Origin of the sequence: Leptospira bouyouniensis (assembly GCF_004769525.1) — a bacterium.
In the GTDB taxonomy this organism is placed as follows: Bacteria; Spirochaetota; Leptospiria; order Leptospirales; family Leptospiraceae; genus Leptospira_A; species Leptospira_A bouyouniensis.
Map to the genome: position 1 here is coordinate 852331 of NZ_RQFT01000003.1, position 24764 is coordinate 877094.

Annotated in this window: 17 protein-coding genes; 10 read left to right on the top strand and 7 right to left on the bottom strand. The window is 37.7% G+C overall.

Annotated elements, in window-relative coordinates; genetic code table 11:
- Positions 1 to 23: 23 nt before the first annotated feature.
- Positions 24 to 4283, bottom strand: a complete 4260-nt coding sequence (locus EHQ43_RS05660) for a beta strand repeat-containing protein (protein ID WP_135770332.1) — start codon at positions 4281 to 4283, stop codon at positions 24 to 26.
- Positions 4284 to 4358: 75 nt separating this feature from the next.
- On the opposite strand from EHQ43_RS05660, the gene EHQ43_RS05665 reads away from it, so the two are divergent.
- From EHQ43_RS05665 to EHQ43_RS05675, 3 genes are all read left to right on the top strand, one after another.
- Entirely contained in the window at positions 4359 to 5555 is a 1197-nt protein-coding gene (locus EHQ43_RS05665; RefSeq protein ID WP_135739721.1) for a CaiB/BaiF CoA transferase family protein, read from the top strand.
- A 76-nt stretch (positions 5556 to 5631) separates the two neighbouring features.
- Entirely contained in the window at positions 5632 to 6723 is a 1092-nt protein-coding gene (locus EHQ43_RS05670) for a metallophosphoesterase family protein (RefSeq protein WP_135770333.1), read from the top strand.
- Positions 6720 to 9029 (top strand): ATP-binding protein, encoded by a 2310-nt coding sequence (locus EHQ43_RS05675; RefSeq protein WP_135770334.1) that lies wholly within the window; start codon positions 6720 to 6722, stop codon positions 9027 to 9029. The genes EHQ43_RS05670 and EHQ43_RS05675 overlap by 4 nt, the downstream gene beginning before the upstream one ends.
- Here the strand turns inward: EHQ43_RS05675 and tpx are convergent.
- On the bottom strand, positions 9013 to 9528 hold the full coding sequence (gene tpx / locus EHQ43_RS05680) for a thiol peroxidase (RefSeq protein ID WP_135739718.1): 516 nt from the start codon (positions 9526 to 9528) through the stop codon (positions 9013 to 9015). The two genes, EHQ43_RS05675 and tpx, sit on opposite strands and share 17 nt — an antisense overlap.
- 39 nt (positions 9529 to 9567) lie before the next feature.
- The gene (locus tag EHQ43_RS05685; RefSeq protein WP_208730894.1) at positions 9568 to 10701 is read right to left on the bottom strand and encodes an LBF_2804 family protein; all 1134 of its coding nucleotides are present in this window, start codon (positions 10699 to 10701) and stop codon (positions 9568 to 9570) included.
- Between the two features lie 57 nt (positions 10702 to 10758).
- On the opposite strand from EHQ43_RS05685, the gene EHQ43_RS05690 reads away from it, so the two are divergent.
- Positions 10759 to 11847: an acyl-CoA desaturase gene (locus tag EHQ43_RS05690; protein ID WP_135740442.1), complete on the top strand. Its 1089-nt coding sequence runs from the start codon at positions 10759 to 10761 to the stop codon at positions 11845 to 11847.
- Between the two features lie 3 nt (positions 11848 to 11850).
- On the opposite strand, the gene EHQ43_RS05695 is transcribed toward EHQ43_RS05690, so the two are convergent.
- Positions 11851 to 13677: a sensor histidine kinase gene (locus tag EHQ43_RS05695; RefSeq protein ID WP_135739716.1), complete on the bottom strand. Its 1827-nt coding sequence runs from the start codon at positions 13675 to 13677 to the stop codon at positions 11851 to 11853.
- A 49-nt stretch (positions 13678 to 13726) separates the two neighbouring features.
- Here EHQ43_RS05695 and rsgA point away from each other — a divergent pair, with 49 nt between their 5' ends.
- From rsgA to EHQ43_RS05715, 4 genes are all read left to right on the top strand, one after another.
- Positions 13727 to 14680 carry a ribosome small subunit-dependent GTPase A gene (rsgA, locus tag EHQ43_RS05700; RefSeq protein WP_135753256.1) on the top strand — a complete coding sequence of 318 codons (954 nt, stop codon included), beginning with the start codon at positions 13727 to 13729 and terminating at the stop codon, positions 14678 to 14680.
- A gap of 65 nt (positions 14681 to 14745) precedes the next feature.
- On the top strand, positions 14746 to 15717 hold the full coding sequence (locus EHQ43_RS05705) for a FecR family protein (RefSeq protein WP_135739714.1): 972 nt from the start codon (positions 14746 to 14748) through the stop codon (positions 15715 to 15717).
- Positions 15714 to 17327, top strand: coding sequence for an LIC10124 family lipoprotein (locus EHQ43_RS05710; protein WP_135770336.1), 1614 nt, complete (start codon positions 15714 to 15716; stop codon positions 17325 to 17327). Before EHQ43_RS05705 ends, EHQ43_RS05710 begins: the two co-directional genes overlap by 4 nt.
- A complete protein-coding gene (locus EHQ43_RS05715) occupies positions 17324 to 20917 on the top strand; it encodes a tetratricopeptide repeat protein (RefSeq protein WP_135770337.1) in 3594 nt (1197 codons plus the stop codon). The genes EHQ43_RS05710 and EHQ43_RS05715 overlap by 4 nt, the downstream gene beginning before the upstream one ends.
- Positions 20918 to 20979: 62 nt before the next feature.
- Here EHQ43_RS05715 and trmB read toward each other — a convergent pair whose 3' ends face one another.
- On the bottom strand, positions 20980 to 21639 hold the full coding sequence (gene trmB / locus EHQ43_RS05720) for a tRNA (guanine(46)-N(7))-methyltransferase TrmB (RefSeq protein ID WP_135739711.1): 660 nt from the start codon (positions 21637 to 21639) through the stop codon (positions 20980 to 20982).
- Positions 21640 to 21687: 48 nt separating this feature from the next.
- Between trmB and EHQ43_RS05725 the strand changes: the two genes are divergently transcribed.
- The gene (locus tag EHQ43_RS05725) at positions 21688 to 22635 is read left to right on the top strand and encodes an MBL fold metallo-hydrolase (protein WP_135739710.1); all 948 of its coding nucleotides are present in this window, start codon (positions 21688 to 21690) and stop codon (positions 22633 to 22635) included.
- Between the two features lie 11 nt (positions 22636 to 22646).
- Here EHQ43_RS05725 and EHQ43_RS05730 read toward each other — a convergent pair whose 3' ends face one another.
- Both EHQ43_RS05730 and EHQ43_RS05735 read right to left on the bottom strand, forming a co-directional pair.
- Positions 22647 to 23657 carry a hypothetical protein gene (locus EHQ43_RS05730; RefSeq protein WP_341867035.1) on the bottom strand — a complete coding sequence of 337 codons (1011 nt, stop codon included), beginning with the start codon at positions 23655 to 23657 and terminating at the stop codon, positions 22647 to 22649.
- 83 nt (positions 23658 to 23740) lie between these two features.
- Positions 23741 to 24115, bottom strand: coding sequence for an LIC_13246 family protein (locus EHQ43_RS05735; protein WP_135740441.1), 375 nt, complete (start codon positions 24113 to 24115; stop codon positions 23741 to 23743).
- A 93-nt stretch (positions 24116 to 24208) separates the two neighbouring features.
- Here EHQ43_RS05735 and EHQ43_RS05740 point away from each other — a divergent pair, with 93 nt between their 5' ends.
- Positions 24209 to 24760 carry a hypothetical protein gene (locus EHQ43_RS05740; RefSeq protein WP_244242652.1) on the top strand — a complete coding sequence of 184 codons (552 nt, stop codon included), beginning with the start codon at positions 24209 to 24211 and terminating at the stop codon, positions 24758 to 24760.
- Positions 24761 to 24764 lie beyond the last annotated feature (4 nt).

Sequence of the window (24764 nt, forward strand, 5' to 3'; positions counted from 1 at the left end):
AAGTCTGTATTTCACAAGATTTTCTAATCGTTATCCAGGTTAGTGACAGAAAGATTGGGTAAAGTTTCCCCATTAAAACCAGTCCCACCACCGGAAAGAGATCCAAACAAAATCGAATAAATTGTATTTCCATCCATGATACCTTCATCCACTCCTGTGATCACAATATTTTGGAAGGTGTTCCAATCGGTGGAAGTAAAAGTGAAACTTGGGACAGAAGTAGTTCCCTCTGAAACATTTGAGCTTGTTACATTGATTGTCACATTTGAAGTTGGTCGTGCTCGTAATCGGACTTGGAATCTAGACTGGCCACCAGATTCCGTTGTGATTAAGTTAGGTGAAGTGACAAGCCCACCTGAAACATTTGGTGACGTCCCACAAGCAACCATAGGATTTGGATCTGTACAGGGAACGATATCATATAAATTGTAAATGTGGACACCTGGAATGGGACTAGGTGAGAGTGCACTGTAAATGGTGGATGGTGAAAATCCTGTCCCTGTTTCGCTTGATGTGATTTGTGGTGTGATGTTATAGTTAACATCCAATACATCAGAAGTGTTTTGGCCAACAATCGTAACCAATTGACCTGTTCCAAAATTAGTGGGAGTAAAAGTCAAAGGCGCTGTAGGAAATGAGACAAGCCCACCCGGTGTAGCTGCAAAATTAATTGTCACATCAGTTGTTGGTTGTGAATTGAGATGGATATAAAATTCAGAACTTGCTCCAGATTGAGATGTGATCACTGTGGTCGGAGAAAATCCCGAGGTGGTGAGTCCAGAAGCATCGTTGTCATTTAATGTGAGTTCAGGGTAATTTGACGAGGGATAAGGATTCACACCATTATAAAATCCATCAGTCGAAGAAAGAACACCTACCTCAATTGGGCAAACTACATTCCCATCATCGACAGAATCATCATATGGTGTGACGGTGATTGTGTTGTGCGATCCGATCGTATTCCAATTGGCATTTGTGATGGTCAGAGTGTTAGTTGATATTGTGTACTGTGTAACTGTCGGTCCTGTAAATAAAGTACACGGAAAACTTGATGGAATCGAAATTGGTACCGTAACATCATCAGTAGGGGCTTGGCTGAGTAAGATATAAATGGAAAATGATGCGGCATTTTCTGCTCGAACCATAGACTGTGGAGTGATAACGGTTACAGGATTTTCTGAGACACTATAGTTAATTAAGTTAGCGGTAGTACCATTGCTTCCTACAAAACTATCATACCAAGCGGGAAAGGATCCCGTTTCGGCTCCTGAAACGGTAATATTATAATTTATATTTCCGTCGCTTAATATGTCCGATACTCCAACAATTTCCACAGGAACAGATGTGCTCCAATTGGTTTCATTAAAGACAAATTGTTTCGAACTAACAGGTGTACCACTGTCATTGATCATCCCTTCAGTTGAGTCAGATGTCGTTAAGGTCACGGTGACAGAATTTCCTGAGACAGGCCTGCTCCCTAAGCGCAAACTATAAAAAGTAGAAAAACCAGATTCTGTTGTAAAGTAAGGCTGTCCTGTATCCAAGGTGAATAAAATTTTAGGAGATGGATTGTCGTTATCAGTGATGTTGATAGTAACATCATTTGGATTTAGACCTTCATAGTCTGTCCCCGAACCAGAAATAGCACCTAATGTAAGTGTATGGGTCCTTGTGTTGGATTCATTAATGGAATCGTTGACCACAGAAATTGTCACCGTTTGTGGTGTTGCATAATTTGTATGTGTGAAAGTAAGATTTGTTGGGGAAACTGTATATTGAGTGGAATCGGGTAAGGAAAATGTCTCAGCTGAAATCGGGATGGTAATAGAACCACTTGCACACGATGCCAAGTTCCCTGGAGTATCACAGGGCGCTGCATTCAATCGAACGGTAAATGTTCCATCGGCATCACCTTCTGTTAGGTTCATTGTGTTAGTAGAAAAAGTAAATCCTTTTGTATCATTGTCTGTTATTGTGACCACCAAATTTCCGTTTGTGTCTGTATAACCTGGAACTGCCCCTGTGGGATACAATCCAGTAAAATAAGAACCACTTGCCTGTGGGATATGGATCGTCACTGGGATATCTCCATCATCAAAAGAGTCAGTTACTGACCTGATCGTTATGGTTTGAGGGACGTCCCAACCACTTTCACTATTGTTTCCCGTATAACTTCCCACTTGTCCATTAGTAGGTGTGAATGTGAGTGTACGGGAAGCAGCCACTCCTGATGAGCTATTGAGTAATACAGCTTCGGTACCATCAGAAGAGGTAATAGGACCAATAACGACGTTAGCATTTGGTTTTAAAGATAATCGTAATTCAAATGTGATGGTTGATGTTCCATTTTCAACAATAGAAGATGCAGATAAGTTTTGTATTCGCACTAAAGGTTCGTTACTATCAGTATTTATCGCTGTTACTGCAGGAATCGATATGGAATTGTATTTAGGATCGGTAGAGGATGAATTCGAGAAATTGATATTTACATTCTGATCTCCATCATCAATTCCATCTAACACCGAAGTGATGGTGACGGTTTGAGGAGTATTCCAATTTGCAGTCGTGAAAGACAACGAAGTAGGGGAGACTGTGATTTCTGAAGTGTTACTAGATGAAATTGTTGGAATGGAGACAGTTTGTGTTGGTTGTGAATTTAAAACCACTGTAAATGTCTCGGTATAAGGAGTTCCATTTTCATGTACAACAAGTCCTCCAATCGGTGTGACTGTAATCCCTGCAGTATCATCATCTGTGACTGAGAAACTTACTTGTGTAGGTGGAGTGATCGCATTGTATACTGGATCAGCACTTCCTCCTGTATCCACAGATCCAAATTGTAAAGTTACAGTCCTTGTATCTTCATCAGTATAGTTATTGTTAGTTGTCACTTGTACTAATTGGTCAATATTCCAATTGGCATTCGTAAACACTAATGTATTTGTATTTACATTAGTGATCGTATTGTTTTCGTTTATACCCGTTAAAGTAACCGTAGATCCAGGAGGCGGTTGGGAAGAAAGACGAATCGTAAAATTAAGGATCCCTCCATTTTCAGAAATAGTCAGACTCCCAGGGGAGGTGAGTATAAATCCTGGGACATCGTTGTCTGTATTGGTAATAGATGGAAAAACGGGGCCCGCCAAACCGTTGTAATCTGTATCGGCAGAAGTTGCGGCACTTGAAACGATAGATACCGTTTGCGGCCCATCTGCAATATACTCATCCACTCCAGTGACAGTTACGATTTTTGGGGTGAACCATTCCGCTGGTGCAAATGTAAGTGTATTTGGACTTGTAGTTGCCTCAGTACTTGGAGTTGCAAGAATCGAAGGAATGGTAACTGCATTTGTGGGGAGTGTATTCAATACAATACCAAAACTGATCGCTCCACCTGCTTCCGTCGTAGTGAGTCCTGAAAGATTAACAACGGTAAAACCCGCGATGTCATTGTCTACATTGGTTCCTGTGATGACAGGTACAACCTTTCCTAAATATGCTGGGTCCATAGATATTGTTGCATCAGCAGAGATTTGAAAAGTACTATTATCAACACTAAAGTCGTCAACACCAGTGACGGTCACAGATTGTGGCACATCCCAGTTGTTAGGTGTAAAAACTAACTCTATGGATTCGACCGTAGCTTCTGTTGTATCATTGGAAACAAAATTACGGATGTAAACATCTTGCATAGGTCGTGTTTGTAAAACATAAGAAATTTGACCTGTTTCGCCAGTCTCTGAAGTGAGAAGTCCAAAAGATGGGCTTGCAGCAACTCCTGAAGATTCATTATCTGTATTTACCAAAAGGAGCACAGGTAGACTCCCTGCGGAAAAGCGTATATCTGATGTTAAAATATTTCCAAGCTGCACTCGATAATTTTGATTTCCATCAGATAAAATATCATCTACACCCGCCAAACGTACGATATGTGGAGAATCCCAATCATCTTCCGTAAAATTGATAAAAGTATCAGACAATAGTACACCCTCTGTTGGGTCGGAGATGGTAATTGGTCCAATTCTCACTGAACTGTTTGGTTCGATGTTCAAACGAAGTATGAATTCTGCTTGTTTTCCATTTTCACTCGTGAATAAAAAATTGGGAGCTTCGTATATGACAGAACCTTGTGCGGCGGCCGAAACAAAAAAAGATCCGAACAACATCTGTAAATTAACAGGAGTTACCGATTGGCAGGAGACGAAAGTCGTGGAGAGTAAGAGGAGGATATGAAAGAATCTATGTTTGAACAGCAATCCGAATTGTCCTCTAATGAATCCCATTTAGGGTTCTCCCTCTATATTCTACGAGAAAAAAGCCCCGATTTAGAAAAAAATTTCCAGGATATGCAATAAAACATGAAACAACAAATTGAGAATTCGAATTCCAAAGGACCACTTTCAGGAGTGAAAGTAGTGGACTTGTCTTTACTCCTTCCAGGTCCACTTTGTTCCCAACACCTTGCTGATATGGGGGCAGAGGTTATCAAAATTGAAAACCCGCGTGCCTATGACGGTTCGAGAGCCATGTTCAAAGGGAAAACAGGTTACCCTGCACTCTTTATGATGCTTAACCGAAACAAAAAAGCGATCACGTTGAACTTAAAACGAGAACAAGCCAAAGAGATTTTATTCAAACTATTAGAAGACGCTGATATTCTTTTAGAAGGATTTCGTCCAGATGGAATGGATAAAATGGGAATTGGATATGATGTGTTAAAAGAAAAATTCCCACGTTTGATTTACTGTGGAATTTCTGGCTACGGGATAAGTGGCAAGTACGTAGACTTTGCAGGACATGATTTGAATTATTTGGCCATCTCTGGAGTATTAGACCAAACAGGAAATCCTCCAAGACCTGCAGGATTCCAAATGGCAGATGTTGGAGGTGGAACACTCACTGCACTTTCGGCGATCCTTGCGGCATTATACTACCGAGAGAAAACAGGCAAAGGACAACGCATCGACATTTCCATGACAGATGCATCTGTCCAATTCATCTCACTTTATGGTGGAATATTATCAGCATCTGGTGTTTCTCCAGAGGCAGGAAATGATATCCTTTCTGGTAAATTACCAAATTATAATGTATATGAAACAAAAGAAGGTCGTTATGTTGCACTCGGTGCTTTGGAAGATATGTTTTTCCAAACTTTTTTACGTGCAGCGGGGATGGAAAATTTAACAAAGGAACATCCGATGGTTGAGGAAAATCTTTCAATCATTAAACAAAAGTTAACTGATTATTTTAAATCCAAAACTTTTGCCGATTTACAACCTATTTTTGATAATACGGATGCTTGTCTTTCTCCGATTTTGAATATGAAAGAAGTGTCAGAAGATCCACATATGAAAGAGAGAGGGATGGTGCTAGAAAGGAATCATCCTAAATACGGACCGATTCTACAATTTGGATCGCCATTTCATTTTTCAGAAACTCCTTTTGTGTACCGAAATGACCCACCAGAACATGGAGAACATACGGAGGAAATTTTAATGCAATTAGGGTTTTCAAAAGACAGTATTTCAGGTTTCAAAAAAGACAGAGTCATTTAACCGGGTCTTGCTTTTTTTTGCGAACTTCTGTACTTTGTCCTAGGGGAGAGGTATACTCTCCCTTACACGAAGCTATATGAAATTCTTACAAGTATCTGACCTACATCTTTCCATTTCCACAAAAAAAGAAGAAATTTATTCCTTAGCGGTTCTAAATGAGATTGTTGAAACTGCCGAGTCCAATGGGGTTCAAAAAATTTTCATTTGTGGGGATTTGTTCAATACCTTCCCTGATTTGGAAGCTCTCCGTGCACCTTTTTTAAAAGTTGTGTCAAATTACTCTGGCACTGTCTATTTTTTACCAGGGAACCATGAAATCTTAGATAAAAAAGGAAATAACAATGCTTATGCGGCCTACGACTGGTCAAAGAAAGTGATTGTTTTGGACTCTACTCCCTTTACATTATGGGAAGAAGATGGAATTGAATTTGTAGCCATCCCACACCAAGATAACTATTCTGAAATTTTATTAAACCCACCTTTACCCAAAAAAACCGCACTCCGAATTGGATTTGCACATGGAACCGTTTCGGGAATGAGTTTCACTGGATTGCAAGAAGAAGAGGAAGAAGGTGGATCTTACTTAGATCCCAATTTGTTACAAAGTTTGGATTTGGATTATTTAGCCATAGGACATTTACATCGTCACCGTATGGGGACTGTAGGAAAATGTAATGTGGGTTATGCGGGGTCTTCACGAGTTTGGCGAAAAGGTGAGTTTGGTCCAAGAGGTGGAATCTTCATCGAGATCGAGAAGGGAAATGTTCGAACAGAATTTGTTACTTGGAAGTCAGCAGGCCAGTACCGTGAGATTATTGTTTCTTTAGATACAGATGGAAATCCAGATCTAAGTGTAGATGAGTATTTGAAAGACACATCTCCCAATGATTGGATATGTTTTCGATTTGTTGGTTACGTCGATTCAATGGACGGCAAACAAAAATTCCAAGAAATCATAAACCAGAATTGGAAACACAAATTTCGGATTTGTGAATTTGATCCTGATGAATCTCAAATTGTTGTTATCCATCATATCTCTGAAAATCAATTCATCAAACAATTTCTTGATAAAATGAACGAAAGAAAAAACCATATGGATCCTGATCTCTGGCGACACACTCGGGTCACAGGCATTCGATTTATCTTGGATGGGGGGAAAGTGAAATGAAGTTAAAAATTGAAAACTTTGGAATTTTTAGCTCAAAAGAATTTCCCATTCAAAAAATCACCGTATTTACAGGGCCAAACGAATCAGGAAAAACTACCATTTTGGATGCCTTTGTTTCTGCTCTTGTAAAAGTCACTGGTACAAAAAAGTACGGAAAACTATTAAATGAAAGATACCAAGAAAATAGAAATTCAGATTTGGGGATCGAAAAACAAAATTTAGCACCGAATTTATTTTTAAATTCATTAGTGATTCGTGAAGGGAATATGGAAGTTGGTTCAGATAGTGAACTGACATCGGTCATTGAACAATCAATCTTTGACAGTGGTTACAATCCAAACCACCTAAAGGAAATGGCAGAACAACAAGTTTCAAAAACTGGTGTGCGAAAGGTGGCAAAGGATTGGAATTTGACCTTATCTGAGTTAGATGCCGCCAAACGAAAACTCGATGAATCAGAAAGAAACTTAAATCAAATTTCAAACCAATTTGCTGAACTTCCTATTTGGGAATTGGATAGGCAAAACAAAAAAGTTGAAATTGAAAATTTTGTATCTGAAAAAATCAAACTACAAAAACAATTCGAAGAGTTAAAACAAAAAGAACAACATGCAGAAGCAGATCGAGTTTATCATCAGATTTTACAATGGGAGATGTTGTCCCTAGAGAAAAAAAACGATTCAAAATTTTTACAAAATGATTCTGAAAAACAAACAAAACAACTCGAAGAATCCATTCGGTCTAGTAATCAAAAAATTGTTTCGACAAAAGAAAGGATAGGAGAATTAGAAGAAAGGAAAACTGCTTCTAAATTGAATTTGTCTAGTTTAGAATCTAAATTCCTAAAACTAGAATCATACTTTCCATTTTTTGAAACTTGGAAAGAAGGTTTGCGTAAATTCCAGGAGGATTTCCCTGTCATACCACGAACCATTTGGAATCCGTTATACAGAAGTTTGGCGATTATATCGTTTTTTATAACTCTTATCACAATGATTGTGATACTTTTTTCTGATTTAGGGTCTTGGTTTTATATTCCACTTGGTTTATTTTTTGGATTATCATTGTTTTTTGGTATGAAGATGAAAGAAACGATACTGGAAAAGGATGAATCCAAATGGAATGAAATGATCCGTCGAATCGCCAGTGAAATGGAAACCAAAACATTAGGAGAATGGAAACCTGATTCTCTTCATTTGGATTCTTTGTTTTTATCATTCCAAAGGTATGAAAGAGAATACACAAAACTGAAATTTGAATTACAGAATTTAGCAGACATGGTATCCAAATTCGATGCGGAATTACAAATCCACGAAAACCAATTCAAAAAAGAAAAAGATATTTTGGAAGTAAAGGAAAAAGAACTTTCCTCCCTCTTTCAAAAATTAGGTGTGAACTCATTAACAGAACTCAGTGAATCATTGGTTCAAATCCGTTTGAAAACGGATAAAATCAAAACTATAGAAGACACACTTAACCTGGAAGTTAAAAAATGGGAAACTGAAGGGATCGAATCACTCAAACTCAAACTAAAAGATAAAATGAGTGATTGGGAGAAAAATGGAATTGGTAAACAATTCCAACCAGAAGACCGAACCACCAAACAACGAATCGAAAATCGTATTGGAGAACTATCCGAATCGATTCGTAGTTTGGAAGTTAAGATTATTGATCTAGAAAAAAAATTGGATACTGGGAAAGCCGTATTAGAATCCCAAATGGTTCCCGGCCAAAAAGAATGGGAAAACGCTAAAAAAAATCTAGAGTCCAAAGAAATAAAGAAAGTTGAGTTGGAAAAAAATTTCCAAGCCTTTGAAATTCTCATCGATATTTTTGCCGAGATGCAAGCTGAGAGTACAGATAAAATGTCTTCATTAGTTCGTTCCCTTCAAGAGAGAATGGATTCTATCAAAGGTACATTACCATCAAAACAAATTCAATGGAATGGTTTTTCAGATGAAATACAAGTCACAACTGATCCGAGAGAAGGACAATTTTCGTTTAGTCAATTGTCAACGGGAACGAAAGAACAAATTTCTTTTGTATTAAGATTGGAATATGCGTTTCGGATTGGAAATCAGTTCAATATCCCTTATTTATTGTTAGATGAGCCATTTAGACATATGGATGTGGCAAGAAGAGATGTAGCTTTGGAATACACATTACAATGCATTTTGAACGCAGATAATGATTGGCATGTTGTATTTTTTAGTTTTGATGAGGATTTGGTTTCAAAAATCAAAATATTGGCAGAAAAGTTAAACCTTCCCTGCCAAATCAATACGCTAGTTAAACCAGTTTCTTAGCTTCAGCTAGTACGGTATCATAGTTTGGTTCACTTCCAATTTCTGGAACTAACTCTGAATATCGTACGACGTCATCTTTATCCACGACAAACACAGCTCTTGCGGAAAGTCCAGCGAGTGGTCCTCCAGAGATATGAGTTCCATAGTTTTTGGAAAAAGAAAAGTCTTTGAACTGAGAACCTGTGATGAGATTATCAGAGTTAATCCCTTCTGTTGTACAAAATCGTTTCATCGCAAATGGTAAATCACCTGAGACGATGAGCGTTGTGATTCCATTTTCCTTTGCGACTTTTTCATTGAATTTTTTGGTTTCAATGGCACAAACGGGAGTGTCGAGGCTTGGAACCGCCACAAGGATTTTTACCTTTCCTGCTAAATCTTTTAATGTAATATCACTTAAATCTTGTTTGGCGACCCTAAAATCAGGTGCTTTGTCTCCTGGTTTTGGGATCGATCCTTCGAGAGGAACTGGGTTTCCTTTGAGTGTTACTTGTGCCATATTTTCTCCTATGTTTCTTTTAGACTGGGATTCATTCTCTTAAGTGTTTCTTTCTTGTGGAAGGATTTTTTCCATCCAAAGGAAAGATTCTGCCAGTTCTCCCTTTTGGATGGTTTCGCTTAAATGTCTTACCTGGGTAAGAATGGTAGCTGGAGATAGGTGGGTGAGCTCGCTAAAAGCATGTAATTCTTCTTCGTTCAATTTTCCATCAAAGGAAGAACAGATTGCAAATACAGAAATCGGCCATTTTTTTTCCTTTTCATTTAACAGTAAAAAGGATCCTACAAATGATTCCCAATCATCCAAGTTTTGTAGGTGTTCTTTATTTTTCAAAAGGCTAAGTAAACCGAAGAGTAAATATTCAAAATTTGGATGGAAGGTTTTGGTATACACAATCGAAAGTGCAACCGACCGAAGCACAGATTCAATTAGTTTTGGATTTCTATCTTCTGATTTGATTTGATGTAATATTGAATCTGCAAGTTTTCTTGTGATGATTCGTTTTCTGAGTTCAAATAGTATAAGATAGGTTGTAACACTATCCCATAAACCTGTAATGGGTCCTGAAATGTATTCAATCAAAAAACGTAAACTTGTCCTTCCCAAAATTACCTTTAACAAAAGTTTTGCGATAATATTTGACAAAAATACCTTACTTTTATAAAGTATGGTCCTAAAAAATAATGCCCTCTCATTTAAATGTTTATACGGATCAATTCCATACAAACGGATCCTTGGGTCGGGGATTTCCAAGACTAGTCTTGCCATCATACCAGGGATTGGTGTGATGAGTTCTGGTTCGTCAGCCAGTTCCACATCGGCAGCCTTTGCCATTTGATACGACAAATAAAACCCCAATCGAAATAGTAAGTAAAATTCCAGTACAGTAACAATTGTTAGCAGAGAAAGAAACCCAAACAAACCTTGGTAGGATAAGGAAGGAAACGAACTAAATGAAAAAGCTGGTAAATAAAGGGAAAGATACACAAAGGTGATGGAAGGAAAAAAACCAATCCAAAAAGACCAAAACCAACCATGGAAAAGGATTTTTCTGGAAGTTTGGGAAAAGCTGACAGGTTTTTGTCTTTCTTGTTTCGCGTTTGTACGCAAGGAAATGAGGACACGGCGTCCCCATTGCTCTAAAATTCCCGGTTTGTAACGATCTGTACTCATTTTTTTGCAACCAGAATCCCCGATAAGGACTCAAATTCCATGGAACAGGAATTTTCTATGACGACACAAGCTGAATTCAAAGTCAAAAACCCAATAGATTGGGTCACGACCATATTTTTACTCACTTCCCCACTCGTTGGTATTTTCGGAACTTTGTATGTTTACCTTTACGATACAATCCACTTAGGCACTTGGGCTCTCTTTTTGTTTTATTTTTTTGCAACCGGAATGGGGATTACTGTAGGTTACCATAGACTATTTTCTCATAAAGCCTATGAAGCAAAAGCTCCCATCAAACTTTTGTTATTGTTGTTTGGTGCTGCTGCTTTCCAATCCACAGCACTTGAATGGAGTGAAGACCATAGAATCCACCATAAATTTGTAGATACAGATAAAGATCCATATTCTATCAAAAAAGGATTTTGGTATGCACATATTGGTTGGTTGTTTCGTAAACGTAACTATGTCCAACATGGTGTCCAAGATTTAGTAAATGATCCTTTGGTACTTTGGCAACATAAACATTTTTATACAATTTCTATCTTTATGTGTTTTATCCTACCAGGACTCATCACAATGTTGTGGGGAAGTTTTTTAGAAGGATTCTTTGTTGCTGGTTTTTTACGATTATTCGTTGTCCATCAATTTACATTTTTTATCAATAGCGCATGCCATGTTTGGGGAGAAAGAACATTTTCCAAAGAACAAACTGCTCGTGACAACTGGATCATCGCATTTTTTACGTTTGGTGAGGGATACCATAACTTCCATCATGAATTCCAAATGGATTATCGCAACGGGATTCGATGGTATGATTATGATCCATCCAAATGGATGATCAAATTCCTTTCTTATTTTGGTCTTACCTATAACTTAAAAAAAGTTTCAGAAGAAAAAATCTTACAAAAGACAATGTTCATCAAAGAAAAAGAAACCATTCGTTTGTATGCAAATCTCGGGGAAGAAAAACTAAAATCTTGGTCCGAACAATTGGCACATTTAAGAGAAACTGCAATCGCTGAATTCCAAAAATGGTCAAAAGCAAAACAAACTGCAAATGAAACAGAAGCTGGAGTATCGAAACAGAAGTTTGAATCTACAAAAGAAAACTGGGAAAAACTTTTAAGTAGACCACTTTATTACTAATCTTTATCCTCTTACCTCCCTAAATATTTCTTTAGGGAGATTTGGTACATCACCTGGACCAACTAACGGTAAGTACACCATAAATAAAGTTCGACCAGGTGTAGATTCTACTTCGATCCTACCTTTATGTTTTTCGATGATCCCTTTTACGATCCCAAGTCCAAGCCCAGTTCCCTCACCTTGGTCTTTTGTTGTAAAAAACGGATCCCAAATTTTATCCTTAATTTCATTGGGGATACCCGATCCATTGTCTTCAAAACTAACCAGCACATATTCCTCTCCAATCCTACTTGAGGAAATGATAAGTTTTGGATGTTCAGTTTTTTTCATCGCATGGATAGCATTTGTGATCAGGTTTGTCCAAACTTGGTTTAGTTCATCCAAATTACAACGAACAGGTGGAATGCTACCATAATTACGTTCAATTTCCACACCATGTTTGATTTGGTTTTGCATGATGACCAATGTATTCTCTAACCCTTCATGAAGGTCAGCAACTTCATATGAATTTTGACCTAAGTGGGAGTAGTATTTCAAAGCCTTTACAATTCTAACGATATTACGAATCGCATATTTGATATTTTTTATATTTCGTTGTAAACTTAATGTATTTTTTAACATCTCAAATGTTTCTTTTCCACCAGATTTCCAGATCCTTAAGAGTTCTTCTTGCATATGCATCAAATGTTGGTCTATGAGAAAAGTAGCAAGATCGGTGGCATCATTTTCTGGCATACCATCTTGGATGAATTTTAGTTTTGTTTCTCGTTTTAATTTAAATTTGTCTTTGGGATCGATTTTTGTCGTTGGATCTTCTTTTACAAAACTAAATAAAATATCCAAATAAAGAGATCGAAAATCTGGATTTTGGATGAGGTGAGTGATGTCACCTAAGTGAGATAATACGAAAACTAAATTGGCATCCAAATTATCAGCTGCACCGTTGATGACTGCTGCTGGTGTATTGATTTCGTGAGCAATCCCTGCTACCATCACCCCAAGTGATGCCATTTTTTCGGATTGAACCAGATGGGCTTGTGTTTCTTCCAATTCCTTGGTACGTTCTCTCACTTTTGCTTCAAGTGTTTCAGTTAAATTTAATAACTGTTGGTAAATCATGGAATTGGAAAGTGACATGAGAGAAACCGACAGAATTTCTAATATGATTTCAATTTCTTCTAAGTCGTAAACTTTTCCTTCCTTGTGTTTTCCAAGTAAAATAAATCCGACTAAACTAGATTTGATTGAAAGTGTAGCAACTAACTCCGATTTCGTGTCTGAAAAAAAATGTAAGGCTTCTTTTGCGATTCTTTCATGATTGGAGGACACAAAATTGATAAAATTTTCTTTGATATGGATTCCTTCTCTTTCAGATAACCATAACAAAAATGGATTGAACACTGGGATCGAAGGTAAGTCAGAATGTTTTTGGTTTTTGGATTCGAGGAATGGCCTAGGTCGGAATTGGCCTTCTTTTTCATCCCATGTGTACACTTGTACAAACTCGGCAGGAATTTTTGAGGCTAAAAATTGGCTGATCGTTTCGCTGATTTGGTCAGGGTCATTAAACGATATGAGTTCTTCTTTGAACTTTTCAAGGGCAAAGAGGTTTTGTAATAATTCATCTCTTTTTTTGGGTTTTTCTTCGGTCACGATTTGCCCTTTGGGAAGGTGGAAAAGGAAGAGTGATAAAGTAATAAATCCCATCATTAAGACAGAAACTGTGAATAAATAGGAAACTTGAAATAAAATCAGTCCGTAAGCAATTGCAAACCAACCAAAAGAAGAAAGTAGAATGATACTATTACGAAAGAAAACTTGTATTTGCATGTGGATTGTATACAATGTAAGAACTAGATAATTTTGGTGCAGATTCCACTTGGGTAAAGAACTATTTACAATCGCTCGTATCTTCGGTGCTTATTACGAGATTTATTCGGAAGAGACATCGTATGCCAGGGCTGTACTCAAAGGCAAACTCCGCCTTAAAAATTCAAACGAACGCCATCCGTTTGTGGTGGGTGATCTTGTTCGTGCGGAAAAATCTTCTGGAGAAGAGTGGGTCATTTCAGAACGTTTGGAGCGAAAAAATTATCTCACTCGTAAAAGTGACAAAGGCGACAGTCATGTGTTATGTGCAAACCTTGACCAAGTTGCCATTCTTGCCTCTTGTAAAGACCCAGAAACCAAACCTGGATTTATTGACCGGTTGCTTGCTGCTTCCTACCAGACAGATATTCCTCCCCTTATCATCTTTACCAAAAAAGATTTGGTAGACGAAGAGGAAATCGAAGACAGGGAAACCTACTATAGTCAGTTAGGTTATGATGTCATGAGTGTATCTCTCCTCTCAGAAGAATCTATCCTACCACTTTGGGAAAAAATTAAAGGCAAACGTACCTTTCTTTGCGGAAATTCCGGTGTTGGAAAATCCACTTTGATGAACCACCTTCACAAAAAAACGGTGCAAAGGACAAATTTAGTCAGTGGATCAACAAAAAAAGGAAAACATACCACTACCAATTCATTTGCACTTTTTTTAGAAGGAAATACGGTCCTAATCGATTCCCCAGGGGTCAAAGAATGGGGCATCCTCCATCTGTCTCCCATTGAACTTTGGGAAAGTTTTCCCGAATTGAGAAAAGTTAGGGAAACATGTCAGGAAATTTATTGCTGTGAACTCGGTTCTGAATGTCCAATGCGTAAATGTATGAACGAATCTATGGATGAAACCCGTAGAAAGAGCCTTGAATCCATGATCGAAAGTTTGGAGAATCCTTACCGGGTCACCCGCAGGGACCATTGGACAAAAGCAGTCACAAAAAGATATTAGGGAAAAGAGTTGCCAAGGCTTCAGTTGTTATCTATTTTAAGAAAGTTATTTCCGGAGGAAGGAATATGAAACGTACAATCATACAAAAATTGTCGGTTTTGGGATTTGTGGCGATTTTTGCCATGTTTGCCGCAGCTTGCCAAAAAGACTCAAAAGAGACTGTAACAACAGTTACAGATAAAAACCAACCAGCCAGTAATGTCGTCATCGCTTTCGTAAAAGGGGATGTGGTAGTTTTAAGAGAAAATGGTCAAATCAAACCAAGTTTAGGTGATACCTTAACTTCTCAAGATACAATTGTGACTGGTCAAAACGGATCGGTTGAACTTTTGGTGGGAGAAGATGGTGTTCTCAAACTCAACAAAAATACATCACTTAGCGTAAGCCAAGCGTTTGCCGCAAACGATGGATCACGTGAAACAGAAGTGAACATGCAATACGGAAAACTCGTGACTGTTCTTCGCAAAGAAAGAAAAACAGAATCGTTTAGTGTTGTGACTCCAACTTCCATCGCGGGTGTTCGTGGAACCATTTTCCTAACCAATGTAGAAAACCCTTCTGCTAAAGGTGGAAACGTAGCATGTGGATCTTCAAACTGTGTTGTAAAATACACTGTACTTGACGGAGCCGTTGCTATCCGTAAATCGAACTCTGATAATGAAATCGTAGTCGACAAACAAAAGTCAGCTGAAGTATCTACTGACACAAAACTTTCTGACAAAATGATCAAACCGATGGACAAACAATCCTTAGGTGAAATGAAAGAAATGTTAGTGTTTGAAAATACAAAAATGTTACAATTTGAGTCCCTTGCAAACGAACTCAAGTCTAACAACGAAGAACTTCAAAAGATGAACCTTGGTTCTTCTGTAGAGGAATTAGAGAAAGCTGCAAAAACACGTGAAATCACCAAATCAAAGTCAGACGAAGTGATCACAACAGCAAAATCAATTGAAGATTCTAAATACATTAAAAAAGATGTGCAAAAAGATTCACTAAAATTAGCTCCAAAAGAGAGTTTTGATAAGACGAAATGAGATATGTTTATTTACCGGTCCTTTGTTTTTTAGTCGGTTATTGTTCTTCGGTCACAAAGATCGAAACACTCAATCGAAGTTTTACAAAACCTAAGTTTGTCACTCCAGATCTTGGAGAGTCTGAACCCCTTCCTTCGGGTAGAGATTACAGAGAACGACTGGTAAATAAACCCACCCCAAGTTTCACTCTCCTCTGGAAACAAATTCCAGAGGGGTTTTCTACTTCAGATTTAGCCCTCATTGAGGAAAAAATACTTTTTCCACACTCAAAATTAGGAGTGTACCAAAAATCACCGCCTAAACCCGATGCTAAATTTTTCGAGTCAAACGATATCGATTTAGTGTTGGAACTCAGATTGTCAAAAGCATTAGAACGTTTGACCGTAGATATCCAATACAAAGACCCAGTTCTCTCACAAAACTTCGGTAAGGCTGTTTTTGTATACCAAGAAGAAAAAGAGCCAAAGTCCAAATCCATAAAGTCATTTGATGTTTTTCATGGTAAAAAACACCTGCTTCCATTAACAGAGTTCGTACCTTCATACTTTTTAGAAATTTCCTCTCCATCTAACGATGATTTGCGGTCTTATTTTACTTCTTCCTTACAAGGTAAGGTGTCTGTTTTTTCAACATCCCCCGGAACGATCATATACCTCGACGGAGTGGAAGTGGGAAAGGCTCCCCTTTTAAATTATTCGCTAATCAATGGTAAACATACTTTATCTTTTGCCAAACCAGGTAAAGACCAAGTGAAACGAAACATTTTGATCCGTGCTGGAAAAACAACAAGAGTGTTCCAAGAATGGAATGATGATATTTCGCAAGGAACCGTTGTGGTATCTAGTTTCCCTCCAGGTTTAGATGTTGTGATTGCTGGTCAAAAAAAGGGAAAAACACAATATGCCGAATCCGGCGTACCTTATGGTAGTTATCCGATCCAATTCATTCGAACAACACCTGATTCCCATTTTGAATATGCAAAAGCTGGAATCAAAATCCGTCCAAAACAAATCACATCGATAGCCTTACCAATTTCCTTGGAAGATGGAGTTGGTTGGGAATCGGAAGAGTTTTGGAACCTCACTTCACCTTCACCTAACTTCTCTGCCACGTTCCCAGGGAAATTGACATTTGCAAAAAACAAGGACCTTCCCAAAGGATGGTATGGTGTGTATTCGGAAGATTTGATTCCTGATTATTTGGAAGCCGAACTTGTGTTAGACTTAAAAAAAGAGTATAACGGGGCGGTTGGGTTATCGATCCATGACCATAATCATAATTCAATTTTGGTTTATGTAGACCAAACCGATTTTCATATTATAAAATTTTCACAAAATGACTTAGAAGCTCCTGTTCGTTCTTCCTTTCGATGGAACAAAGAAGATGAGTTAAAAGGTCGAAGTATCAAGTTTTCAACTGATCTCGAGAAAAAAATGATCCGTTTATATTTGGGTAATAAGATGGTAGAAGAATTTCCATGGAGTTTTGAAACATTTTGGAATTTAGGTGTTCTTACTCCACATAATGCTCCTTTGGTGGGTGTTCCACTCAGAGGTTTAAAGATTCAATACCCAGATATGGTTAAGTTCGAACAAAGGTTCCAAAAATGAGAAAATTTAGCATTCTATGTGTTTTGCTTTTAACTTTTATTGGCTGTCGTTCCCGTGATTTCCAGGCAGTCACAGTAAAGGATACTGTAGTAGAAAAATCGGCGGCATCTGATCGACAAAAAATTGAAGAAGCACGTGCTCTCATTGCGGATGGAAGTAACGAATTCCAAAAAGGAAACATGGATGTATCATTGGAAAAGGCAAAATCATCCATCCAAACATTTGAACTTGTGGAAGGTTATGCATTACTTGGCGCATCCCAATACCAACTTGGTGATTATGAAAATGCTAAAATTGCATATGAAAAAGGTAATAACTTAGACCCCCAGAATGAAAAAATACTCATCGGTTTAGGAACTGTCCAATCGACACTTGGGGAAAACGAAGCAGCACTCTCTACATACCAAACGTTAAACAAATTAAAACCAGACGAATCTATTTATACATACAAAACGGGTATCCTTTTAAAAAACTTAGGCCGTTACCAAGAGAGTTTGGTGACTCTCAAGTCGTTGGAAGACAAACAAGATTTTCCTTATCCTGTAGAGTTACTCAACCAGCTAGGTGATGTATGTTTAGAGCTAAAAAAATATGATGAAGCAGAAAGTTATTTTGCAAGGGCTGAAAAGTTAAATCCAGAATTAAAATCAGCAAAAGACGCAAAGTTATCTACAAAAATTGCCTCTCTCATCCAAAGAGGAAATGACTTCTTAAACAAAAAAAATTACGCGGAAGCAACAGCCGAATTTAAAAAGGCAGCTGAGTTACAACCACAAAATGGTTCTGTTTGGTCATTTCTTGGAAACGCGCAACTTTTAAATGGTAAATTAAAAGAGAGTGAAGAGAGTTTTAAAAAATCAATTTCCCTTTCTGATACAAATGCAAATGCGTATGTAGGTTTGTGTAATGTTCTCATTCAAACTCATAACTATTCAGATTGTTTAAAAACTTCTAAACAAGCTCTGCAAAAAATTCCTAAAAATGCAGAAATTCGCAACAAACAAGGAATATGCGAATGGAAATGGGGTGAAGTTAAAAAAGCAACACTCAGTTTTCAAGATTCCTCTGCATGGGATCCCAACTTCATTGAACCTAAAATGAACCTTGCCTATGTACTCATTGATTCAGGTCGTTTCGATGAAGCATTAGATGTACTTAAAAAAGCAGAAACACACCCTAAAGCAAAAAAAGAAGACATTCGCAAGGCAAAAATCCTAGCAGAATCTCAAAAATTCATCGTAAGTGGTGATTCTTTTTTACGCCAAGGCAAACGCAAACAAGCGTTTGATGAATATGGGAAGGCGATGGGTGTTAATCCAGAAAACCCAGCGGTTCAAAATGCTTATGGTCGTGCCTATTTCGCCTTTAGTGAATATAAAAAAGCGGAAGGATCCTATTTGGAAGCATACCGATTGGACAATACCAATCCTGGTGCATTACAAGGCCTTGCACGTGTTTATGCAAAGACTGGTGAATCCAAAAAAGAAAAAGAATTCATTAAAAAATTAGAAACCTTATCGGCTACTGACCCTTTCAGTGCGATTACACTTGGTCGGATTGCAGAAGATGCAAGTAAATGGGATGAAGCAGAATCCGTTTATATGGGGCTTAAGAAAAAGTTTCCTAACAACGATGCAGTGGATTACCGTTTAGGAAGTTTGTATTACAAACGTGCCGTTGAAGAAAATGCAAAAGAAAATTATACAAAAGCAAATGAGTTTATTCAAAAATCCAAAAAGTATACGAAGGATATTCCTGAATTAATCGAAACTGAAAAAACAGTTTCGGAAAATTCTCGTTTTGCGGAAATTTTACCTTTAGTCAAAGAAGGAAATACTCTTTTTAATCGTAAAAAATATATCGAAGCTGTAACTCCATATCAAAAGGCTTATGACCGTGTTCCTAAAGCCTCACTGCTCGTAAAAATTGCTGAGTGTTATATCGAAAAAGGCGAAGAAGAAAAGGGTCTTTCGATTTTAGAAAACGCAGTCAAATCAAACAAAGAAAATGCAATTTCTTTTAAAGAAGGGATTTATTCTTTTTATTATAAAAAAGGTGAACTCAAACGAGCTGAAGATGGATTTTACGATATTTTGAGAGAAAAACCAGATTCGTATTACGCCTACTATATGTTAGGTCTTGTCACCATGAAACGCAAAAATTATGAAGCGGCAATTGGTGAGTTTGACAAAGCCATCCTAGTGAATCCAAACTTTGCTCCAAGTAATGTCGCGAAGGGACTTGCATATTACAAATTAAACCAGATGGATGCTGCCAAACGTGAGTTTGAAAAAGCAAGGGTTAAGGATTCTGAATTTGGACTTTCTTCATATAACTTAGCGATTGCATATTTTAATGAAGACTTAACAAACGAAGCAAAATCTATCCTGGAATCTATTCGGAAGTCCGACCCAGATTTTATGGATGGTGAAATCCAATTGGCTTATATCTACTTCAAAGAAAACAAATTGGATGAAGCCGAAAAAACAATTGATCGTGTTTTAAAAGAAGAACCTTCGGCAGAAGCTTTGTTTGCTCAGTTCCGAATTTTGGATGCAAAACAAAAACAATCTCCGTCCGAAAAAAACAAATCCAAACGTAATGCGGTCAAAGAAAAAATCTTACGTGAATATGGTGAAACAAAATACGCAAGACTTCTCCCTTCTGATGCTTTGGACGATGAACCACTCCATGTCACTGACTTGAATTTATCAGGAACACCAGTTTCGACTCCCATTGTTTATCCAAACCGTATCATTGTAAATTATGGGACTGCTCTTGTAGGTTATGACCGAATGACAAAAGAATTGGTATGGAAACAATACACTTCCACACCGTTTCAATTACTTGTGGCAGGGAAGGAATTGGTTGGAATTTCGAATGATACTGCGACTAAAATTTATCCTGAATCAGGGAAAATGACTTTCAAAAAACAGATATTAGCTGGTTGGAAAGTCAAACAAGGTTCCGCAGATTCCAATGGATTTTATCTTCTATTAGAAAAAGACAAATCGCCAAATCGAAAATTGGTACGAACTAATCCAAATTTGGAAATCCAAGAAGAATGGAATGGAAATGATTTCATTGGATTTTCAATAAATGGTGAAGGAAAACTATTTGTAATTCGAGACACAAAAAAAGAATTTTTGGTCCAAGTTTTCACACCAAGTGTTCCCAACGAAAAAGAACCAAAGGTATCACCTCCAATCATCAAAAAAGATTCAAAAGAATCGGCAAACTTCCTTGGTTGTTTAGAAGAATCTTGTTTGGTTCAACTAGGTGGTCAAATCTACGAAGGTACCGAAAAAGCAAAATTATATGCAATTGGGAAAACTGATTCTGTTCGGTCTGTAGTGAAAAATCCAGACTCACTCCTTGTGAATACAGAAGACACAACCTATCTTTGGAAAGGTGGATCGAAATGGAAAGATTCCTATAAAACAGAAGGGGACTTTTATTTCCCAATGGATGGATTAGTCGTAGAAGGAAGATCCAAAGAATTACTCCTGATCAAAGGAAGAGAAAAAACATCTGTTCCATGGAAAGGAGAACGAGATGGACTCCGGATCAGTACCATCACGGTCGATTAAACTGCTCAATTAAATCCCCGGATTCACAAAGATCACGGGGAGATCTATTAATGATCAATCATTCAAATTGGTTTGGTTCGTTTTAGATAGTAGATTCTTTTCCCTTCATTTCTTTTTTCAGCTTCGAAGAAGGAAATGGGGAATCCAGGCCTTTCAAATTCAAATTCTTTCTCCTTCCAGATAAAATTAGGAAATTTTCGAAACAGAGAAATGGTTTTTCTAGCATAGGGACCGTAGTCAGTTGCAAAAAAAAGTTCTCCACCTGGTTTTAACAAAGTGTATATTTGTTGTAACATATAGGACTGCATTAGTCTATTTTTACGGTGTTTTTTCTTGGGCCAAGGATCGGGAAAGTTGATGATGATTTTGTCAAAAATTTCTTTCTCAAGTAACTCATCAAAAAACCATTGGAAGTTAACGGTCATATAACGAATATTCTCTAAACCCAAGGTTTTTCTTTGTTTTTCAGTATGGATGATTCGGTTTACCTTTTTTTCCATCAGTAGGTAACCTGTTTGGTGGTCATTTTTTGCCAATTCAATGGCAACTTCACCCCAACCTGATCCAAGCTCTAAAACAAACTGTTGGATCGAATCTGGGAAAGATTTTTTTAGATCGATTTTTTTTCCACGTTCGTTAGGTTGCAGGAGATAGTCTGACTGATAGGAAGTTTTGGTAGTAAACTTCCAAAGTTTTTCTTGGATTTCAGGATTAACTAACAATTGTATTTCTTCCGATGATTTAATGTCAGGATTTTAAAAAGGAACTAAATGAAAATAACTCTTTTTGGTGTGCGAGGTTCTCTTCCAACGCCGATTTCAAAACAGGAACAACGCGAAAAAACCGTAAAGATTCTGCACTTGGCAAAAGAAGAGTGGAAAAAAGATCCAAACGGATTCTCTGAAGAAGAGTTTGTCAATCGATTGCCCATCCCACTTTCACAAGACTTAGGTGGCAATACGACATGTGTATTCATTGAAGGTGAAGGTGGGGAAAGAGTCATTTTGGACATGGGAACTGGGCTTCGTGTGCTAGGCAACCAACTGGCTCCGGAAGCATTTAGTGGCCAGGAAATGGATCTTCATTTCCTGGTTTCTCATACACATTGGGATCATATCCAAGGATGGCCTTTTTTTAAACCTGGTTACTCACCTTCAGTAAATATTCATTTTTATTCCTGTATTCCCAATTTAGAAGAAAGGTTGGAAAGACAACAACACCCTGAAAACTTTCCCATCACCTTTCAACAAATGGCATCTAAAAAACATTTCCATTTATGGAAAGAATTTGAATCGTATATGTTAGGTGGTTTAAAAATTATTCCATTTGGTCTTCGCCATCCAGGTTCCTGCACGGGATACCGAATCAGAGAAGGAAATAAAATCTTTTTATTTTGTACAGATGTTGAATACCGCGAAGAGGATAGAGAACATTTATTAAAAATGAAACCACAAATCGCAGGGGCAGACCTCATTATCATCGATGCCCAGTATAGCACTTCGGAAGCTGAGAAAAAAATTGGCTGGGGACATACAGCTGTTAGCAAAGCTGTTGAATTTGCGGAGATGATGGAAATTCGTTCTGTTGTTTTAACTCACCATGAACCAGACCATACCGATCATGAAGTTGCAAGGATCATCTTGGATGAAGCAAGGCTTCAAAAACCGGGTGGAATGCAAGTTCATATCGCACATGAAGGGCAAAAGTTTATTTTATAATCTAAAAGAATTTATTCATTGATTAGATAGTTGGAGTGATACCCTTTTGCTTCTCCTGAGTATTCAGGACACTCTAACTTTAGTTCGGCGAGCCAATGGATCTGGTAAGGTTTTGCAAAAAACAATTGGATAAAAAATCTTAAAAAAGACGAAATATTTTCCAGTGCACTCATGGTTGCAATTGGCCGAGTTCGTTTCACATTCAATTTGCAAGTGTCATTCTGAAAGTATAAAATTTCTGATTTAGGGATCGTATAACCAGACGTAGGTTCTTTTTCCCATTCTAAAACTTCAACTCGTTCAACGGTTCCTTCTAAAATAATTGTCCCAGATGGGTTGAGAACGGCGACTCGACGATAAAATTCTCCAGGGAAATTGGAATTTCCAAGAAAACCACCGGTGAAAATTCGGTAACCATCATTTGTTCGTGATCTGACTAGTTCCCATTTTTTTGAAAATTGGTACACGGCCTCGTTGGTTAGGATATGTTCCAAACCTCCTACACCTTTTACTTCTTCGATTACATCCTTGTATCGAATGGTGCCTGTGACAGTGGAGTATGAAAAAGGAATATCTGCTTGCACAAATTTTCCTTTTTCCATCAAGGGAAACCTTCCCTTCGAAATCGGAACATTCCCACGTCTTGGTTTGTAATCTAATTTGATTTCCCAATCACCATAATTCATATAAAAGGAATAAATTCCGTTTTTATATTCCATCCAATTTTCACCACTTCGTTGGTAAAACTGACCTTTTTTGAATTCGTATTCCTCGGCATCAAACTCTCTTGTGGAATAAAAAACAGGCTGGTCTTTTGCCTTTAGTAGTAGCGATATACCGTTGTTAAATGAACCGGGTCCAAAATTACTCACTAAAAAAGTAGCAAAAAGATTATACTTCTCGTTTCGAAATGTAAAGTTCCAACCTTGCAAATAACCTTCGTCTAAGAAGTGTTGGGTTTTGAAATCTTCGGCAGAAATCTTGTTTGTTGGGAAAAACAATAAGCAACCAAATAGATTGATTCCTAGGAAAACGATACGCCAATGCACCGCCAAATCCTATTGCGACCCTGAAAAAGAAGCAAGATTTTTCTTGGGGATTTCCTTTAAATTGAAAGCAGGGATGGAACCGAAATCCCAAAAAGATCCCCCAAACAAACGAGAGAAAACACCGGATGTTCGTTATTGCCAATTTGTTTGAGGCGTTCCCTTTCCTCCGCAATGCCATCAATATGGATCCATGTTTGCGTTTCTTCATTTGGCAAAATTCGACAAGCGACTTGGTATTCGAATGGTCCAAGCCTTGCAAAAAAAATCTGCACCGAGTTTGGGTCAGAATCGGCAAGTTGTCTGCGAAAAGCAAATTGGTTGGATTTCGTTTCGCCCCTCATTTCGTAATAATGGTTTAGAATTCGCAGGATGTGGAGAAATTCTTCTTTTTTAGTCACAAGTTCTCGCCAGGTTAGGTCGTCTTCGTTCATACAAAGGAGTGGTAAACCAAAGCGCCACATGGTTCTAAAAAAGGATTCGCACTTGAAAAATACTTTCCCCTATCCAAGATGAACGAAACGGACATGGTCACGGAGATATTAGAAATATTCTGGAAAGAGAAACTTCGTTTCGCCCAATACTGTTTTGATGAATTGGCTACTTTAGATGCCAAATCCTTCCAAAAAAAGAGATCCAGTGGAAAATCTCCTGAATGGGTTTTACAACAAATGGTCTCCTATGATAAAACCTTTCGATTTTACCTTCCCATATCATTGAAGATTAGTAGTTTTTTCTTTTTTCATAGTTTCAAAGACCAAGAAATTGAAAAGGATCTTGAAAACATTCGGGATCGGTACACTCCACCAGCATTTCCTCCTCATTTTTGGGAAATCCATATTTCCGATGCAAAAGAAATCAATATCAAAGCATTAGATCCAATCGTGAAACAACATTGTGAGTCATGGAAGGAAGTTTTGTTAGAATTGGAATTGAAACTTTCTCACATTTCTGAAACCGATGCGTACAGAAAAAGATATACATCCCTCACTGGAATTCATACTATTTCAGGAGCGATTAATAATTCGACTGAGTTTTGTCACTACCTTTGGAATGCGTACATGACAAATACAAATTAAGTAT